Source organism: Pseudomonas sp. FSL W5-0203 (genome assembly GCF_001896155.1).
GTDB classification, from domain to species: domain Bacteria; phylum Pseudomonadota; class Gammaproteobacteria; order Pseudomonadales; family Pseudomonadaceae; genus Aquipseudomonas; species Aquipseudomonas paracarnis.
Genome location: NZ_MPOR01000015.1, coordinates 26,051 through 43,257, shown reverse-complemented (window position 1 = coordinate 43,257; position 17,207 = coordinate 26,051). Strand labels below are relative to the sequence as shown.

Here is a 17,207-nt window from a genome sequence, read left to right as displayed (position 1 = left end):
TGGGCACAAATAAACCGCCATCGCAGGCAAGCCAGCTCCCCCATTCAAGACTGTGACGTATCCGAACTCAGTGACTTGCCCCTAGAATGCCTGTTCCACTTCCTCTGGCATCTGGGGCATTCATGCACATTTCTTCCGGCCGCTGGGTCTACGGTTTTTTCCTGACCCTGCTGACCGCGTTTCTGTGGGGCATTCTTCCGATCAAGCTCAAGCAAGTGTTGCAGGTGATGGATCCGATCACTGTGACTTGGTTTCGCCTCATGGTAGCGGGCACGTGCCTGTTCGTTTACCTGGCCGCCACCAAACGCCTGCCCAGCCGCAAAGTGCTTGGCCCCAAGGGTGGGTGGCTGGTGGGCATGGCGGTGTGTGGCCTGGTGGGCAACTACGTGTTGTACCTGGTGGGCCTGAAAATGCTCAGCCCGGGCACGGCGCAGTTGGTGGTGCAGATGGGGCCGATCTTTCTGATGGTAGCCAGTGTGTTTGTGTTCAAGGAGCGCTTCAGCCTGGGGCAGGGAGTGGGGTTGTTGGTGCTGATCGCAGGCTTTGGTTTGTTCTTCAACCAACGTCTGGTGGAATTGCTGACGTCCATGGGCACCTACACCGCCGGTGTGCTGACGATCCTGCTCGCCACCACCATCTGGGTGTTCTATGCACTGGGTCAGAAGCAGTTGCTGACGGTGTGGAATTCGCTGCAGGTGATGATGGTGATCTATCTGTCGTGCGCGCTGTTGCTCACCCCTTGGGCACATCCGCTGGAGGCGTTGCAGTTGAGCCCGCTGCAAGGCTGGCTGCTGCTGGCGTGCTGCATGAATACGCTGGTGGCCTACGGCGCATTTGCCGAAGCCCTGGCGCATTGGGAAGCTTCGCGGGTCAGTGCAACCCTGGCGTTGACGCCCCTGGTGACCTTCGTAGCCGTGGCGGTAGCGGCGTGGCTATGGCCGGACTATGTGCAAGCCGAAGAGATCAATGCCTTGGGGTATGTGGGGGCGCTAGTGGTGGTGACGGGCTCGGCGATGGTGGCGCTGGCGCCTTCGCTGCTCGCCGGGCTCAGGGCCCGGCGGCTGCGGATGTCGGTTTAAGCGCCGAGCATGTTTTCCGGGCGCACCCATTGGTCAAACTCGGCATCGGTGAGGTAGCCCAGCTCCAGTGCAGCCTCACGCAGTGTCAGCCCTTCGGCGTAAGCCTTCTTGGCGATTTCGGCTGACTTGTCGTAGCCGATATGCGGGTTGAGGGCGGTGACCAGCATCAGCCCGCGTTCCAGGTGCTGGGCCATTTGCTCGGCGTCGGGTTCGAGGCCGGCAATGCAATGCTCCTGGAAATTGTTGCAGCCATCGGCCAGCAGGCGGATCGACTCCAGCAGGTTGTGGATGATCACCGGCTTGTACACGTTCAACTGCAAGTGCCCTTGGCTGGCGGCCATGCCGATGGTCACGTCGTTGCCCAGTACCTGGCAGGCCAGCATCGACAGCGCTTCGCACTGGGTCGGATTGACCTTGCCGGGCATGATCGAACTGCCCGGTTCGTTGGCCGGCAACTTGACTTCGGCCAGCCCGGCGCGAGGGCCCGAACCCAGCAGGCGCAGGTCGTTGGCGATTTTCATCAGCGCCACGGCCAGGGTTTTCAGCGCGCCGTGCAGGGTCACCAGCGGCTCATGGCCGGAGAGGGCGGCGAATTTGTTCGGCGCGGTCACAAAGGGCAAACCTGACAACGCGGCCAGTTCGGAAGCAATCGCCTCGCCAAAGCCATGAGGGGCATTGAGGCCGGTGCCGACGGCAGTGCCGCCCTGGGCCAGCTCGCACACCGCGGGCAGGGCGCTGCGGATCGCACGCTCGGCGTAATCGAGCTGGGCGATAAACGCCGAAAGTTCCTGGCCGAAGGTGATCGGCGTGGCATCCATCATGTGGGTACGGCCGGTCTTGACCAGTTTCATATGCCGCGCGGCCAATTCCGCCAGGCCACCGGACAAGGTGGCGATCGCCGGCAGCAGTTGCTTGTTCACCGCTTGCACCGCAGCAATGCTCATGGCAGTAGGGAAGCAGTCGTTGGAACTCTGGGAACGGTTGACGTGATCGTTGGGGTGCACCGGGCTCTTGCCGCCGCGGTTGTTGCCGGCCAGTTCGTTGGCGCGGCCAGCGATCACTTCGTTGGCGTTCATGTTGCTCTGGGTGCCACTGCCGGTCTGCCAGACCACCAGCGGGAACTGGTCGTCGTGCTGGCCGTCCAGAACCTCGTCGGCAGCTTGCTCGATCAGGCGGGCAATATCGGCGGGCAGGTCGCCGTTACGGTCGTTGACCCGTGCCGCAGCCTTCTTGATCAAGGCCAAGGCATGCAATACCGCCAGCGGCATGCGCTGCTCGCCAATCGCGAAATTGACCAGCGAACGTTGGGTTTGCGCACCCCAATAGGCGTCATCAGGGACCTGTACTTCCCCCAGGCTGTCGGTTTCGATACGGCTCATCGGTCACCCTCCTTATCCAGTCGTGATTGGTCAGTTTAGGCCCTGGCGGCCAGCGTGGGTTCCCTAAAAGCGCATTTGTGCCCTCGTGCCCCGTGAAACCAGGGCTTGCCGAGGGGTGGGGTTGAGCCGCGAGGTTTTTTAGGCGCAGAATGGTCGCCCTTGGGGTCTTACCTCGCCTGCTAGAAAAGGAAACTCGATGACTCGTCTTCGTGCCATCTGTACCGCGGTTGCTCTGGTTTGCGCCAGCGGCCAGGTTCTTGCCGATACCGCCAGCCACAACGCCAGTGCCGAAGCCTTCCTTACCCTGGCCCATGCTGACAAGCTGGGGACCCCGGTGTACATGCAAGTGCAGCAAATGTTCGCCCAGCGTTTCGAACAGACCAAGGCGCCTGCCGCCAAGCAGTCCGTACTGGACAGCTACCAGGCCAAGGCCAACGCCGCTCTGGACCAGGCCATCGGCTGGCCGAAGCTCAAGCCCGACATGGTCAAGCTCTACACCACCAACTTCAGCGAATCCGAGCTCAAGGACCTGGTAGCGTTCTACCAGTCGCCACTTGGCAAGAAAGTCCTGGAAAAAATGCCCCAGCTGACCCAGCAATCGGCCCAGATGACCCAGGCCAAGCTGGAAAGCGCCGTACCGGTGGTGAACAAGCTGTTGGAAGACATGACCAACGAGCTGGCGCCAAAAGCCGCCGCACCGGCCAAGAAGAAGTAAGCAGGAATGACCATGCAACAGCGTATCGAAACGGCCCTTGCCGCCCTGGTCCCGGAGCATTTGAGCGTGCTGGATGAAAGCCACATGCACAGTCGTGGGTTGCAGACCCACTTCAAGGCCGTGCTGGTCAGCCAGCAGTTCGAGGGGCTTAACCGCGTCAAGCGCCACCAGAAGGTCTACGCCACCCTGGGTAGCCTGATGAGCGAATTTCATGCGCTGGCGCTGCATACCTATACGCCCGAAGAATGGGCGACAATCGACGCAGCCCCGGCCTCGCCGACCTGCGCCGGCGGACATTGATGGGGTAACCCTGATAGAATCCGCAACGCGCCGCTTAGCCGGCGCGTTTTTTTTGCATCCGGTTCACCCCTTACGAGGGTAGCCACCTGGAGATAACACCCATGACTCAACCGATTGTCGTGGCGGCACTGTACAAGTTCGTCACCCTCGAAGATTACGTCGCCCTGCGCGAGCCCCTGTTGCAGGCGATGGTCGATAACGGCATCAAAGGCACCTTGCTGATCGCCGAAGAAGGCATCAACGGCACCGTTTCCGGCAGCCGCGAAGGCATTGACGGCCTGATGGCCTGGCTCAAGAAAGACCCACGCATGGTCGACATCGACCACAAAGAGTCTTACTGCGACGACCAGCCGTTCTACCGCACCAAGGTCAAACTCAAGAAAGAGATCGTGACCCTGGGTGTCGAAGGCGTGGACCCGAACAAAAAGGTGGGTACTTACGTCGACCCGCAGGATTGGAACGCGCTGATCAGCGACCCGGAAGTATTGTTGATCGACACCCGTAACGACTACGAAGTGTCCATCGGCACCTTTGAAGGCGCAATCGACCCGAAAACCACCAGTTTTCGCGAATTTCCCGACTACATCAAAGCCCACTTCGACCCGGCCAAGCACAAGAAGGTCGCCATGTTCTGCACTGGCGGCATTCGCTGTGAGAAGGCGTCGAGCTACATGCTCAGCGAAGGCTTCGATGAGGTCTACCACCTCAAGGGCGGTATCCTGAAGTACCTCGAAGAGGTGCCCCAGGAAGAAACCAAATGGCAGGGCGACTGCTTTGTGTTCGACAATCGCGTGACCGTGCGCCACGACTTGAGCGAAGGCGACTACGATCAATGTCATGCCTGCCGCACACCGGTGAGCGTAGAAGACCGTGCCTCCGAGCATTATGTGGCTGGCATCAGTTGCCCCCATTGCTGGGATAAGCTGCCGGAGAAGACCCGTCGCAGTGCGATCGACCGCCAGAAGCAGATCGAACTGGCCAAGGCCCGCAACATGCCGCACCCGATTGGTTACAACTACAAGCAAACCCCTTCCGAGGCCTGAGCCATGTCTGCGCGCCTGCTCTATGTAATGGACCCGATGTGTTCCTGGTGCTGGGGCTTTGCCCCGGTGGCACAAGCGCTGGTGGAGCAGGCCCAGGCGGCCGGCGTGGACGTGCACCTGGTGGTGGGCGGCTTGCGCACCGGCAGCGGCGCGGCGCTGGAGCCGACGACCCGGCGCTACATCCTTGAACACTGGCAGGCCGTCACCGACGCCACCGGCCAGCCGTTCAAGCGAGAAGGCGCATTGCCCGACGGGTTTGTCTACGACACCGAGCCTGCGTGCCGCGCTATCGTCACCGCACGCAGCCTGGCGCCGGATTGCGCCTGGACGCTGCTGGGGCTGATCCAGCGCGCGTTCTATGTCGAAGGCCGGGACGTGACGCTCGCCCCTGTGCTGGTGGAGCTGGCCGAACAGGCCGGTATTCCACGTATCGAGTTTGCCGGCGAGTTCGACCGTGCCGATCAGCACGCGGCCACGGCGGCCGATTTCACCTGGGTGCAGGACCTGGGCATTGCCGGGTTTCCGACCCTGCTGGCCGAGCGCAACGGCCAGTTGGCTTTGCTGACCAATGGTTACCAGCCGCTGTCCGAGCTGTCGCCGTTACTCGCTCGATGGTTGGAGCGAGCTGCCTGTGTATGAACAGCCTCCACGCACCGACCGCCTGACCTGGGCGGAAATTCGCCGCCTGGCCCTGCGTCACAAAAAATCCCTGTGGGTCGCCAACGGCGTCGCCGTGCTCGCCACCCTGTGCAGCGTGCCTATCCCACTGTTGTTGCCGTTGCTGGTCGACGAAGTGCTACTGGGCCATGGCGATGCGGCCCTCAAGGTGATGAACCACGCGTTGCCCCTGGGCTGGCAAAAAGCGGCTGGCTATATCGGCCTGATGCTCTTGGTCACCCTGGCCCTGCGTTGCGGCGCGTTGGTGTTCAACGTGGTGCAGGCGCGGCTGTTTGCGCGCTTGGCCAAGGACATCGTGTACCGCATCCGCGTGCGCCTGATCGAGCGTCTCAAGCGCATCTCCCTGGGTGAGTACGAAAGCCTGGGCAGCGGTACGGTCACCACCCACTTGGTGACCGACCTGGACACCCTGGACAAATTCGTCGGCGAAACCCTCAGCCGCTTCCTGGTGGCGATGCTGACCCTGGTCGGCACCTCGGCGATCCTGGTGTGGATGCATTGGCAACTGGCGTTGTTGATCCTGTTGTTCAACCCATTGGTGATCTACGCCACGGTGCAGTTGGGCAAGCGCGTCAAGCACCTCAAGAAGCTGGAAAACGACAGTACTTCACGCTTTACCCAGGCGCTGACCGAAACCCTCGATGCCATACAGGAAGTACGTGCTGGCAACCGCCAGGGCTTTTTCCTCGGGCGGCTGGGCCAGCGTGCCCAGGAAGTGCGTGACTACGCCATTCATTACCAATGGAAAACCGACGCGTCGAGCCGCGCCAGTGGCTTGCTGTTCCAGTTCGGTATCGACATCTTCCGCGCCGCGGCCATGCTCACCGTGCTGTTTTCCGACCTGTCCATCGGCCAGATGCTCGCGGTGTTCAGTTACCTGTGGTTCATGATTGGCCCGGTGGAACAATTGCTGAACCTGCAATACGCCTATTACGCGGCAGGCGGCGCGCTGTCGCGCATCAACGAGCTGCTGGCGCGTGCCGATGAGCCGCAATACCCAGGCGGCGCAGACCCGTTCAGCGGGCGCGAGACGGTCGGCATCGAAGTGCGTGGCCTCGACTTCGGCTACGGCGAAGAGCTGGTACTCAACCAGTTGAACCTGGCCATCGCACCGGGTGAAAAGGTGGCAATTGTCGGCGCCAGCGGCGGCGGTAAAAGCACCCTGGTGCAACTGTTGCTGGGGCTCTACACGCCGCAGGCCGGCAGCATTCGTTTTGGCACTGCCACCCAGCAGGAGATCGGCCTGGAGACCATCCGCGAAAACGTCGCGGTGGTGCTGCAACATCCTGCGCTGTTCAACGATACCGTGCGCGCCAACCTGACCATGGGCCGCACCCGCACCGATCAAGCCTGCTGGCAGGCGCTGGAAATCGCCCAACTGGATGCTACTGTCAAGGCATTGCCCTTGGGCCTGGACAGCGTGGTCGGGCGTTCGGGCGTGCGCTTTTCCGGTGGCCAGCGGCAACGCCTGGCCATTGCCCGCATGGTGCTCGCCGAGCCTAAAGTGGTGATTCTGGACGAGGCCACCTCCGCATTGGACGCGGCGACCGAGTACAACCTGCACCAGGCACTGGCGCGGTTTCTCAGCGGGCGTACTACACTGATCATCGCCCACCGGCTGTCTGCGGTGAAGCAGGCTGACCGAGTGCTGGTGTTCGATGGCGGGCACATCGCCGAGGACGGCGACCATCAGCAGTTGATTGCCGATGGCGGGCTGTACGCCAAACTGTACGGACACTTGCAACAAGTGCGTTGATTTAGCTTAGGCTGTGCTATCGGGAGCGGATTTTCGCGTGCGTATCAAGCTGTGCATGTGTAAGGGACTTCATGAAGCAAAAGCGGACTCTCGGAACGCCACGCCTGCTGGGTATTGTCTGGCCCTTTATCGCCGTCGTGTTGTTCCAGGCATTGTTAGGCTGCGTCAGTCTCTACGTGCTTTCGGCAGTGCGGGGCTATGTGGCGGGCGAAAGTCTGTGGTCCAAGGGCCAGAAGGATGCCATCTACTACCTGACCCTTTACGCCGATAACCGCAACGACGCCACCTACCTCAAATACCAGCAGGCCATTGCCGTGCCCCAGGGTGGGCATGAATTGCGCATTGCCCTGGACCGTCCCACCCCCGATACGGACGCGGCCCGCTTGGGCATTCTCAAGGGCGGTAATCATCCGGACGACGTTTCCAGCCTGATCTGGCTATACCTCAACTTCCGTCATTTCAGCTACCTGGAAAAAGCCATTGAGCTGTGGACGGTGGGCGACGGCTACCTCGTGCAGCTCGATGAGCTGGCTCAGGAGATGCACGGCGCCATTACCTCCGGCTACGTCAGCAGTGACGATGTCCATCATTGGAAGGCGCGCATCACGGCCATCAATGAAGGGGTGACGCCCGCTGCCAAGGCGTTCAGCGATGCCCTGGGCGAAGGTTCGCGGATGATCCTGCGCCTGTTGTTGATCACCAACCTGGCGACTGCCTTGGGCCTGATCGTGTTGGCGCTGCTGCGCACCCACAAGTTGCTGGCCCAGCGTCATGCCTTTGCCGATGCGCTGCAAGCGGAGAAGGAGCGGGCGCAGATCACATTGGAGTCGATTGGCGACGGGGTGATTACCACCGACGTCGACGGGGCCATTGCCTATATGAACCCTGCAGCCGAAGCGTTGACCCACTGGCGCTCGGAGCAAGCCCAGGGCCTGCCGCTGGCGGCGCTGTTCAAGCTTTTGAATGAAAACGCCGAGCCCGACGGTTTCACACTGATTGAACACATCGTCAAAGGCCAGTTCAGCGGCGGCAGCGAGCATTCCAAGCTGATCCAGCGCCTGGACGGCAGCACCGTCTCGGTCACCCTGGTGGGCGCGCCGATCCGCAGTGCCGGCAAGGTCAGCGGTGCGGTCCTGGTGCTGCATGACATGACCCAGGAACGCCAGTACATCGCCAACCTTTCCTGGCAGGCCACCCACGACGCGTTGACTGGCTTGGCTAACCGTCGCGAGTTCGAGTTCCGCCTTGAACAGGTGCTGCAACAGGTCGCGCGCCAGCAAAGTGGGCGACATGCCTTGATGTTCCTCGACCTCGACCAGTTCAAGCTGGTCAATGACACCTGTGGCCATGCCGCGGGCGATGAACTGCTGCGCCACATCTGCGCGTTGCTGCAGTCGGACCTGCGCGAGGGCGACACCCTGGCTCGGTTGGGCGGCGACGAGTTTGGTATCCTGCTGGAGAACTGCCCGGCGCCGGTGGCGGAAAAAATCGCCGAGAGCCTGCGCCACACTGTGCAGAGCTTGCACTTCGTGTGGAAGGGTCGGCCCTTCATGACCACCGTCAGCATCGGCCTGGTGCATATCTCGCAAACCCCGACCACCCTGGAAACCTCCCTGCGTGCCGCCGACATGGCGTGCTACATGGCCAAGGAAAAGGGGCGCAACCGGGTGCAGGTCTACCATGTCGACGACTCGGAGTTGTCTCTGCGGTTTGGCGAGATGGCCTGGGTACAGCGGCTGCATATTGCGCTTGAGGAAGACCGCTTTTGCCTTTACGCCCAGGAAATTGCGCCTTTGGGCCCTACCGACGCCGGCAGTGGGCACATCGAAATTCTCCTGCGCCTGCATGACGAAGCGGGGCGGATCATTTTGCCCAACAGTTTTATTCCGGCGGCCGAACGCTACGGGTTGATGACGTCCCTGGATCGTTGGGTAGTGGAAAACGTATTCAAGATTATCGCCCGTTGCATGCATGAGCGCCCGGGCCGCCCCATGGCCATGTGTGCGATTAATCTGTCAGGCATAACCATTGGCGATGATGACTTTTTAGGTTTTTTGCGTCAGAAATTCGATACTTACAACATTCCACCGGAAATGATTTGTTTTGAAATAACTGAAACCAGCGCTATAGCCAATTTGGGCAGCGCGATTCGGTTTATTAATGAACTCAAAGCGTTAGGGTGCCATTTCTCACTCGATGATTTTTGCGCCGGAATGTCCTCATTCGCATATTTGAAACATTTACCTGTAGACTTCCTGAAGATCGATGGAAGTTTCGTAAAGGATATGCTGGACGACCCGATTAACCGCGCCATGGTCGAAGTGATCAACCACATCGGCCACGTCATGGGTAAGCGCACGATTGCCGAGTTTGTTGAAACACCCCGGATCGAACAGGCTTTACTTGAGATAGGTGTGGATTACGCTCAGGGCTACCTGATTGAACGCCCGCAATTGTTTACCTTTGATAGCTTGCAGTGCCGACCTGAGCGGCCGCAGCCACTGTTATTCAAGGCGCCCGGCACTTTCCGCTGAAACATTTGCTGGTCTGTACAATCACACTTGAAAAGGAGCCCCACAGTGATCGACACATTCAACAGAACCGGCCCGCTTATGGAAGCCTCCAGTTACCCCGCCTGGGCGCAGCAATTGATCCAGGACTGTAGCGAGAGCAAGCGTCGGGTTGTCGAGCACGAACTGTATCAGCGCATGCGTGACAACGCCCTCAGCGCCAAGACCATGCGCCACTACCTGATTGGTGGTTGGCCGGTGGTGGAACAGTTTGCCTTGTACATGGCGCAGAACCTGACCAAGACCAAGTTTGCCCGTCATCCTGGGGAGGATATGGCGCGCCGTTGGCTCATGCGCAATATCCGCGTTGAGCTCAACCATGCCGACTATTGGGTCAATTGGGCGCGGGCTCACGGCGTCAGCCTTGAAGAACTGCAAGCGCAGGAGGTGCCGCCTGAGTTGCACGCCCTGAGTCATTGGTGCTGGCACACCAGCTCGGCGGATGCGTTGATCGTCGCGATTGCCGCCACCAACTACGCGATCGAGGGGGCGACGGGGGAGTGGTCCGCCGTGGTCTGCTCTACCGGTGTGTATGCTGCCGCCTTCCCTGAGGAAGATCGCAAGCGGGCGATGAAGTGGCTGAAGATGCACGCCCAGTACGATGACGCCCACCCTTGGGAAGCCCTGGAAATCATCTGCACGCTGGCCGGGACCAACCCGAGCAAGGCCCTGCAGGAAGAGTTGCGCCAGGCGGTATGCAAGAGCTACGACTACATGCACTTGTTCCTGGAAAGCTGCATGCGTCTAGAGCATACAGAGAAAGACAAGGCGCCAGCCGTTCGCGAGCGCCCTGTGCGCATCGCCAGCGAGGCGTAGCGGTAACTGTGGCGAGGGAGCAATCTCCCTCGCCACAATTGACTTTACCCCGCCATCGCCAAGCGGTTACGACCTTCGCGCTTGGCCACATACAACGCATTGTCGGCCCGACGCAGCAGGCTTTCAGCCGACTCGGCCGCCAGCAGCGTCGAGCAGCCGAGGCTCACGGTCAGTTCTATTCGCGTGCCCTCCACCCAGTAGTCCTGGGCTTGTGCCGCCTGGCGAAGGCGCTCTCCCACCATCCTCGCGGCATCGCGACCGGTGTTGGACAGCAGGATCAAAAACTCCTCCCCGCCAAACCGGAACACCATGTCCACGTTGCGCAGCTGGCGTTTGATCGCTCCGGCCACGGCGCGCAGCACGCTGTCGCCCGCGGCATGCCCATGGGTGTCGTTGATTTTCTTGAAGTGGTCGATGTCCAGCATCAACAACGACAGCGGGTGCAAATGCCGGCGTGCCATGTCGATTTCTCTCTGCAGCGTCTGGTCCATGGCCACACGGTTGCCGGTTTCGGTCAACGGGTCACGCAGGGCGCTGCGGGTGGCGGCGCGGTAGAGCAGGGCGTTGCGCATCGGATAAAGCAAGGTCACCAGCAGGAGTTCGAGCTGGCTCAGTTCTTCTTCAAGCAACCGCTGGTTGCGACGAAAGACCAGTTCCCCCAGATGCTCGCCTTCATGGCTCAGGGTGTAGCTGACGGAGTGATGACCCCGGTGGCCAAACTCCAGGCGCAGGTCGCTGGCGGCGTGACGGTATTGCAACGCGTCCAGCGGCACCAGGCGCTGAACCTCACGAAAGAACAGGCCCAGGATGCGCTCCGGCTCCAGGCTGGTCTGCAACTGCTGGTTCAGTTGCTGGCGAAGTTCGGCAAGGGTGGCGGGGCGACGTGGGCGTAAGGATGGCTGGCCAAATCCCAGGCGTTGCAATTTGGCACTGTCAAAGTCAATTGCGTTGGTCTGGGTGGGGGTTTTCATAAGCGGGTGGCCTCTAAGCACTGGGCTGTCTTACAGGCGGGATGAGAGTGGCGAGTGCCAAGCGTCTTACTGATCCTTCAGTTCCGTAAAACATTGGAAACAGTTTAAACCGCTTTTCTTTGGGTTATAACCCCGGGGCACTGCCGCACGTCTTGTCATCGCCGAACCTGCTTGAACAGTACCGGAGCGAGATTCATGCCAAGTGTATTTGGTTGGTAAAAATCCTTATAAATCAATTAACTAATTTTTAAGTAAGAAAAGTCTGTTAAAGCATGGCGCCAGTTATTTGGCTGATTGGGGCCGGCATTACTGCCGGCCCGGTTAACCTTACTGTTTCGGTGGGGCGAGTTGTTTGTCGCAAATAAACAACGCTTCGGTTATCCGCACACAACGTACACCATCCCTCATCACTACTAGACCAAGGTGGTACGGTCGATCTGCGCGATGGAGGTGACCCCGGTCAGGGTCATGGCCACGCGCATTTCCTTGGCGAAGATGTCCAGCAGGTTCTCTACCCCATGCTGGCCCTCGGCGGCCAGCGCATAGGCGGTGGCACGCCCTAGCAGGCACGCCTTGGCACCCAGGGCTAGCATGCGCACCACGTCGAGCCCGGAGCGAATGCCCGAGTCCACCAGCACGGTCAGGTCATCGCCTACCGCTTCGGCAATCGGCGGCAACGCCTTGGCCGTGGAGAGCACCCCGTCGAGCTGGCGGCCGCCATGGTTGGAGACCACGATGCCGTCGGCCCCGAAACTCACCGCGTCCTTGGCGTCCTGCGGGTCGAGGATGCCCTTGATGATCATCGGGCCTTTCCAGAATTCGCGGATCCATTCCAGGTCTTTCCAACTGATCGACGGGTCGAAGTTGTTGGCCAGCCAGCCAATGTAGTCCTCCAGGTGGGTGGGTTTGCCCAGGTATTTGGAGATATTGCCCAGGTCGTGGGGGCGGCCCATCAAGCCCACATCGAAGGCCCATTGCGGCTTGGTCACTGCCTGCAACATGCGCCGCTGCGCCGCGTAGGGGCCGGACATACCGGAGTGAGCGTCACGGTAGCGTGCGCCCGGTGTCGGCATGTCAACGGTGAACACCAGCGTTGTCACCCCGGCGGCCTGCGCCCGCTCCAGGGCGTTGCGCATGAAGCCGCGATCCTTGAGCACATACAGCTGGAACCAGATCGACTGCGGGCTTTGCGAGGCCACTTCCTCAATCGAACACACCGACACTGTCGACAGGCAAAAAGGGATGTTTTTGTTGGCCGCCGCCTTGGCTGCTTGCACTTCACCGCGTCGCGCATACATGCCGGTCAGCCCGACGGGGCTGAGGATCACCGGCATCGCCAGTTCGGTGCCGAACAGCTGGGTGGTAAGACTCAGGTCGTCGACATTGCGCAGGATGCGTTGACGCAGGCTGATCTCGGCCAGGTCCGAACTGTTGGCGCGCAACGTGTGCTCAGCGTAAGCGCCGCCGTCGATGTAATCGAACAGAAAGCGCGGCAACTTGCGCTTGGCCGCAGCGCGGTAGTCGGAAGCGGACGAGATGATCATCGACGGTGTCTCCACAGGGCAAAGTGCTACACCCTAAGCAAAGTTATGCCATGATGAAAACAACTTTTATCACTGCTATCCAGTCGTTATAGGAATACTGATGAACCTACGAACACTGCGTGCGTTTGTCGAAGTGGTGCGCCAGGGTGGGTTCTCCCAGGCGGCCGAAGTGGTTGCCCTGACCCAGTCCACCGTCAGCAAAGCGGTCAAGACCCTTGAGGACGAATTAGGCATGCCGCTGCTCAATCGCCTTGGCCACAAGAACGAACTCACCGCCGCCGGCGAAATTGCCTACCGCCGCGCCTTGGTAATGCTCGCCGAACGCACCGACCTGATGGCTGAAATCAACGACCTGCGCGGTCTCAAGCGCGGCGTGCTGCGCATCGGTCTGCCGCCGGTAGGGTGCGGCGTGCTGTTCGCGGCCATGTTTGCCACTTACCGCAGCCGCTACCCGGGCATCGACATCGAACTGACCGAATACGGCAGTAAAAGGCTGCGCGAATGCCTGGAAGCGGGGGAGGTTGACCTCGCCGCCTTGCTGCTACCGGTTGATGAAGGCTTCGACTACCAACCGGTGCGCAACGAGCCATTGATCGCCGTGTTGCCCATGGGCCACCCATTGGCCCGGCGCAAGCGCATCGACTTCACCGACCTGGCCGACTCGCCGTTCATCCTGTTCGAAGCCGGCTTTGCCCTCAACGCCAAGATCCTCAGCGCCTGCGAACGTAAAGGCGTGACACCTAAAGTCACCGCTCGCAGTGGGCAAATAGACTTTATCGTCGACCTGGTCACCGCCGGGCTGGGCGTCGCCTTCCTGCCCCGGATGCTGGCGCACAAACACCAACACCCCGGCATCGCCTTGATCCCCCTGGACGAGCCCCACACCGATTGGCACATCGCCCTGGCCTGGCGCGCCAGCGCCCACCTGCCACCGGCAGCGCGGGCCTGGTTGGAACTGGCCAGGGAACCGTCGTATTCAAGCGAACAGGGGGGGAATTTGCGGAAAATTTCTGATGGCGCTTGACTTCTTCTTTTTAATCAGTAACATACGGCGCATTCCGCGATAGCTCAGTTGGTAGAGCAAATGACTGTTAATCATTGGGTCCCTGGTTCGAGTCCAGGTCGTGGAGCCAGATAGAGAAAAGCCTGCAGAGATGCAGGCTTTTTTTTGCCTTGAATTTGACCCGGCAATCCAGACGCTTAGCGCGCTTCGTATGGCGCCATCAGCGGGCATGATCCGCATGCTTATTTGAAGGCCGTGCTCACGCGCCTGCCGTTGCAGCGGGCGAGTGAGATTGAAGCGGCTTGGTCCTACGCGATTTTGATTACTACCTTACCAAAGGCGCCTCTGGCCAGATGTTCGTACGCTTCGCGTGCTTGATCAAATGGATACACGTGGTCGATTACCGGGCGAATCTTGTGCTCGTTCAAGAATTCGTTCATTCGGTCAAATGACGAGCGTGGAGCAACGGCTATGCCGCGAATCGTTGTTTGCCGGAAAATCATAGGCATCAGGTTCAAGGCGGAGGTCTGGCCTGTCAGAAAGCCGATCTGTGCAATACGTCCACCTGCCTTTGTCGCAGCAATCGATTGGTTGATGCCGTCCCCGCCCGCCACATCCAGCAGCAGATCCACTCCCTTGCCGTCAGTGAGCTTCAGAACTTCCTCTGCCCACTCAGGGGTGGTGCGATAATTCACACCCGCAACCGCGCCCAGTTTTTTTACAGCTTCCAGATTGTCATCACGGCTGGAGGTGACGATAACCTTGGCTCCCAAAGCGGTAGCAATTTGTGCTGCAAAAACAGAAACACCTCCAGAGCCCTGAACCAAAACGGTTTGGCCGGCCTCTATCTGGCCATAGTCGACGAGCGCATACCACGCCGTCAGAGCAGCAATTGGAAGGGTCGCTGCTTCCTCATCAGACATATTGTCGGGGGCACGTACCGCGCTGTCTTCATGGATGATCATGTATTGCGCCAGACCACCAGGCAATGGCGAGCCGAAGCAGTAGTTGGGTTCATCTGGCCCAGGCATGCCGTCCAACCAACGGGAGTAGAGGTGTGAGTTGACCCGATCTCCGATAGCAAAGCGGCTGACACCTTCACCTACTGCCACGACAGTTCCCGCCGCATCGCTGACGGGGATCAGCGGCTTGGGCACCATGTGAGGTTCATAGATGCCGTCAACGATGGCCTTGTCCCGGAAATTGAGTGATACAGCGCCTACTTTAACCAGCAGCTCACCCGCTCGGGGCACGGGGGTTTCCGTTTCGCCCTGCACGAGATTATCCAAGCCGAAATCTTTTAGAAGCCACGCTTTCATTTTCTGTCTCCAACAATTTTGAATGTGCAGGGGAGCAAAGCTCCTCCTTTACGCTGAGGACATTGTTAAGGTTTCGCGGCCCTAGATAAATGTGCAGAAACGAACAGGATTGTTATCCTGATCAGCAATAATCATCCCGTTAACACGCTTCCCGAGAAGAGACTTATGGAGCTTCTACAGTCGATGCAAGTATTCGCCAAGCTAGCGGAGTTGGGGAGCTTCACCAAAGTCGCTGAGGCAATGCAGGCCGGGCGACCGCACGTCACACGCACCATTCAGGATCTGGAAGCCTCGCTGGGTGTCCGTCTGTTCCAGCGCACTACGCGTAAAGTAAAACTGACTGCTGAGGGAGAGCGGTTTTACGATCGCGTCAAAGAGATTTTAGCAACCATCGCAGAAACCACTTCCATGTTCGACCGTAGTGGATCGACGTTGCGAGGGCGGCTTCGAATTGACATCCCTACTGCATTTTCCCAGCACAGCTTCATGGAAAGCCTTAGGAGGTTTACCGAGGCATTTCCCGACATCGAGCTTGTGCTAGGCGTGACCGACCGTACGGTAGATCTCGTAGCCGAGGGCATCGACTGTGTATTGCGAATGGGTGAACTTCCGGATTCAAGCATGGTGGCTAGAGAAATTGGCACCGCCACCATGGTGACCTGTGCGTCTGCAGGTTATCTCCAAGCCTGCGGTGCACCCATAACCCTACAAGATCTAGTAGACCACCAATGTGTCAGCTTCCTTTCCGGTCAAAATAACAGACCGCTGCCTTGGCACTTCTCGGTAGACGGCGAAGATCGTCCACATACGCCTCGGCGTGGAATCACCGTGAATGAGTCGAATGCCTACGTTCAATGCGGTGTTGCAGGCTTCGGCATTGTTCAAGCGCCTGGAATTGCCGTTGAGACATTCCTCGCAAGCGGAGAACTGATCGAAGTGCTCAAGGCATTTCGTCCAAAGCCTCGCCTGGTTTCCGTGCTTTATCCAAGCAGAACGCATCTTGCGCCTCAGGTCGAGGCATTTGTGGATTGGCTGAAGGAACATTTTCCTGTGCTACACCCTAGCTGGTTCACTGCGCACTAACCATTGTTTTGTAGTGGGGCTAGTCGTAACTGGCCAATGTTGATTTGGTCCGAGTCTGGCCCCCTAGCTTCCTGAGGGCGGCAAGGCGTCAGTTCTCCATAGGCGTAGGAACACCCATTCACCTGGTGCTAGCGAATGTGGCCGCGGGAATATCAACGGCCTTTAATAATTCACTATTATGAGAACTATGATCAGTGCATAGGTGTAGACGCTAACTCAAAACCACCATTGATAACGAACTGAACGCCCATACAAACCAGTAGAAAACCAACGACTCGGGAAATTGCATCGATTCCTGACTCACCAAGCACTTTCATGATTCGCCCCGAACATCGTAAAGCTATCCAGAAAATAAGCGCAGTAATGATGAATACGGTTGCGGCTGCAAGGTGAATGACGAGTGGCAGGGTCTGGTAGGTCGACTGCAGGGTAGAGGCGGAGCTGATAAGCAACGCTATCGTGCCGGGGCCTGCTGCACCAGGAAGAGCTAAAGGTACAAATGACAGATCGCGGAAATGTGGGGTTGATTTCTCTTTCTCTGAAAGGAAATCTTTCTGAACCTCTGTTTCGTCAGGTGTCGTTGCTGGAAAAAGCATGGCGAAACCGATGTAGGTAACGATCAGGCCTCCGGCTATTCTCAAGCCGGGGACAGATATTCCGAATACCTGCATTACCAGGCTGCCTCCGTAGAAGCTGACAAACATAATCAGAGCTACATATAAGCTTGCCTTCAGGATTTGCCGGTTACGCTCTACTGTAGGCAGCTTTCCTCCAAGGCCTAGTAAAAGGGAGATGCTAGTTAGAGGATTGGCCATAGGAAGCAGGGCCAATAGTCCAATAAGAACATGATGAAAGTAATTGCCCATAGTGTTTTTACTCGGTTATGCAACGAATAGGAGGCTATAAGATTATTAAGGTCGTACGTCATCTGCCCTAACGAACCGATATCAA

The 17,207-nt window shown here is 59.0% G+C and carries 15 protein-coding genes, 1 tRNA gene and 1 pseudogene; 12 read left to right on the top strand and 5 right to left on the bottom strand.

The genetic code is table 11. From position 1 onward, the window contains the following. The first annotated feature begins 122 nt into the window (after window positions 1–122). Window positions 123–1,079: a DMT family transporter gene (locus BOP96_RS15340; protein ID WP_014719260.1), complete on the top strand. Its 957-nt coding sequence runs from the start codon at window positions 123–125 to the stop codon at window positions 1,077–1,079. Here BOP96_RS15340 and BOP96_RS15335 read toward each other — a convergent pair. Next, window positions 1,076–2,458 carry a class II fumarate hydratase gene (locus BOP96_RS15335; RefSeq protein WP_014719259.1) on the bottom strand — a complete coding sequence of 461 codons (1,383 nt, stop codon included), beginning with the start codon at window positions 2,456–2,458 and terminating at the stop codon, window positions 1,076–1,078. The genes BOP96_RS15340 and BOP96_RS15335 overlap by 4 nt on opposite strands. A 196-nt stretch (window positions 2,459–2,654) precedes the next feature. Between BOP96_RS15335 and BOP96_RS15330 the strand changes: the two genes are divergently transcribed. From BOP96_RS15330 to BOP96_RS15300, 7 genes are all read left to right on the top strand, one after another. Further along, a complete protein-coding gene (locus BOP96_RS15330) occupies window positions 2,655–3,173 on the top strand; it encodes a DUF2059 domain-containing protein (RefSeq protein WP_014719258.1) in 519 nt (172 codons plus the stop codon). Between the two features lie 6 nt (window positions 3,174–3,179). Then, window positions 3,180–3,473 carry a BolA family protein gene (locus BOP96_RS15325; protein ID WP_020302252.1) on the top strand — a complete coding sequence of 98 codons (294 nt, stop codon included), beginning with the start codon at window positions 3,180–3,182 and terminating at the stop codon, window positions 3,471–3,473. 101 nt (window positions 3,474–3,574) lie between these two features. Further along, the gene (gene trhO, locus BOP96_RS15320) at window positions 3,575–4,516 is read left to right on the top strand and encodes an oxygen-dependent tRNA uridine(34) hydroxylase TrhO (RefSeq protein WP_019817587.1); all 942 of its coding nucleotides are present in this window, start codon (window positions 3,575–3,577) and stop codon (window positions 4,514–4,516) included. Between the two features lie 3 nt (window positions 4,517–4,519). Beyond that, entirely contained in the window at window positions 4,520–5,155 is a 636-nt protein-coding gene (locus BOP96_RS15315; protein ID WP_014719255.1) for a DsbA family protein, read from the top strand. Then, window positions 5,148–6,950 carry an ABC transporter ATP-binding protein gene (locus tag BOP96_RS15310; protein WP_073453225.1) on the top strand — a complete coding sequence of 601 codons (1,803 nt, stop codon included), beginning with the start codon at window positions 5,148–5,150 and terminating at the stop codon, window positions 6,948–6,950. The genes BOP96_RS15315 and BOP96_RS15310 overlap by 8 nt, the downstream gene beginning before the upstream one ends. A gap of 71 nt (window positions 6,951–7,021) precedes the next feature. Then, complete coding sequence (locus BOP96_RS15305; protein ID WP_073453223.1) at window positions 7,022–9,484, top strand: EAL domain-containing protein; 2,463 nt, start codon at window positions 7,022–7,024, stop codon at window positions 9,482–9,484. Window positions 9,485–9,562: 78 nt separating this feature from the next. Beyond that, entirely contained in the window at window positions 9,563–10,336 is a 774-nt protein-coding gene (locus tag BOP96_RS15300; RefSeq protein ID WP_178122936.1) for a TenA family transcriptional regulator, read from the top strand. A gap of 44 nt (window positions 10,337–10,380) precedes the next feature. Here the strand turns inward: BOP96_RS15300 and BOP96_RS15295 are convergent, their stop codons facing one another. Continuing rightward, complete coding sequence (locus BOP96_RS15295; RefSeq protein WP_014719251.1) at window positions 10,381–11,307, bottom strand: GGDEF domain-containing protein; 927 nt, start codon at window positions 11,305–11,307, stop codon at window positions 10,381–10,383. 413 nt (window positions 11,308–11,720) lie between these two features. Further along, a complete protein-coding gene (lldD, locus tag BOP96_RS15290) occupies window positions 11,721–12,851 on the bottom strand; it encodes an FMN-dependent L-lactate dehydrogenase LldD (RefSeq protein WP_034126164.1) in 1,131 nt (376 codons plus the stop codon). Between the two features lie 100 nt (window positions 12,852–12,951). Between lldD and BOP96_RS15285 the strand changes: the two genes are divergently transcribed. The 3 genes and pseudogenes from BOP96_RS15285 to BOP96_RS30885 form a co-directional block, all read left to right on the top strand. Then, window positions 12,952–13,875, top strand: coding sequence for a LysR family transcriptional regulator (locus BOP96_RS15285; RefSeq protein WP_020302254.1), 924 nt, complete (start codon window positions 12,952–12,954; stop codon window positions 13,873–13,875). A 33-nt stretch (window positions 13,876–13,908) separates the two neighbouring features. Beyond that, window positions 13,909–13,984: transfer RNA gene (locus tag BOP96_RS15280), tRNA-Asn, on the top strand. An 89-nt stretch (window positions 13,985–14,073) separates the two neighbouring features. Then, a pseudogene (locus BOP96_RS30885) lies at window positions 14,074–14,232 on the top strand (transposase domain-containing protein); the annotation flags it as partial. Here the strand turns inward: BOP96_RS30885 and BOP96_RS15275 are convergent. Continuing rightward, complete coding sequence (locus BOP96_RS15275; RefSeq protein ID WP_014719248.1) at window positions 14,163–15,173, bottom strand: zinc-dependent alcohol dehydrogenase family protein; 1,011 nt, start codon at window positions 15,171–15,173, stop codon at window positions 14,163–14,165. The pseudogene BOP96_RS30885 and the gene BOP96_RS15275 sit on opposite strands and share 70 nt — an antisense overlap. A gap of 183 nt (window positions 15,174–15,356) precedes the next feature. Between BOP96_RS15275 and BOP96_RS15270 the strand changes: the two genes are divergently transcribed. Next, a complete protein-coding gene (locus tag BOP96_RS15270) occupies window positions 15,357–16,256 on the top strand; it encodes a LysR family transcriptional regulator (protein WP_073453261.1) in 900 nt (299 codons plus the stop codon). Window positions 16,257–16,447: 191 nt separating this feature from the next. On the opposite strand, the gene BOP96_RS15265 is transcribed toward BOP96_RS15270, so the two are convergent. After that, entirely contained in the window at window positions 16,448–17,122 is a 675-nt protein-coding gene (locus BOP96_RS15265) for a MarC family NAAT transporter (RefSeq protein ID WP_014719246.1), read from the bottom strand. Window positions 17,123–17,207 lie beyond the last annotated feature (85 nt).

Coding starts and splice junctions, on each gene's coding strand:
- BOP96_RS15340 (WP_014719260.1), top strand. CDS start 123: ATGCACATTTCTTCCGGCCGCTGGGTCTACGGTTTTTTCCTGACCCTG.
- BOP96_RS15335 (WP_014719259.1), bottom strand. CDS start 2,458: ATGAGCCGTATCGAAACCGACAGCCTGGGGGAAGTACAGGTCCCTGAT.
- BOP96_RS15330 (WP_014719258.1), top strand. CDS start 2,655: ATGACTCGTCTTCGTGCCATCTGTACCGCGGTTGCTCTGGTTTGCGCC.
- BOP96_RS15325 (WP_020302252.1), top strand. CDS start 3,180: ATGACCATGCAACAGCGTATCGAAACGGCCCTTGCCGCCCTGGTCCCG.
- trhO (WP_019817587.1), top strand. CDS start 3,575: ATGACTCAACCGATTGTCGTGGCGGCACTGTACAAGTTCGTCACCCTC.
- BOP96_RS15315 (WP_014719255.1), top strand. CDS start 4,520: ATGTCTGCGCGCCTGCTCTATGTAATGGACCCGATGTGTTCCTGGTGC.
- BOP96_RS15305 (WP_073453223.1), top strand. CDS start 7,022: ATGAAGCAAAAGCGGACTCTCGGAACGCCACGCCTGCTGGGTATTGTC.
- BOP96_RS15300 (WP_178122936.1), top strand. CDS start 9,563: ATGGAAGCCTCCAGTTACCCCGCCTGGGCGCAGCAATTGATCCAGGAC.
- BOP96_RS15295 (WP_014719251.1), bottom strand. CDS start 11,307: ATGAAAACCCCCACCCAGACCAACGCAATTGACTTTGACAGTGCCAAA.
- lldD (WP_034126164.1), bottom strand. CDS start 12,851: ATGATCATCTCGTCCGCTTCCGACTACCGCGCTGCGGCCAAGCGCAAG.
- BOP96_RS15285 (WP_020302254.1), top strand. CDS start 12,952: ATGAACCTACGAACACTGCGTGCGTTTGTCGAAGTGGTGCGCCAGGGT.
- BOP96_RS15275 (WP_014719248.1), bottom strand. CDS start 15,173: ATGAAAGCGTGGCTTCTAAAAGATTTCGGCTTGGATAATCTCGTGCAG.
- BOP96_RS15270 (WP_073453261.1), top strand. CDS start 15,357: ATGCAAGTATTCGCCAAGCTAGCGGAGTTGGGGAGCTTCACCAAAGTC.
- BOP96_RS15265 (WP_014719246.1), bottom strand. CDS start 17,122: ATGGGCAATTACTTTCATCATGTTCTTATTGGACTATTGGCCCTGCTT.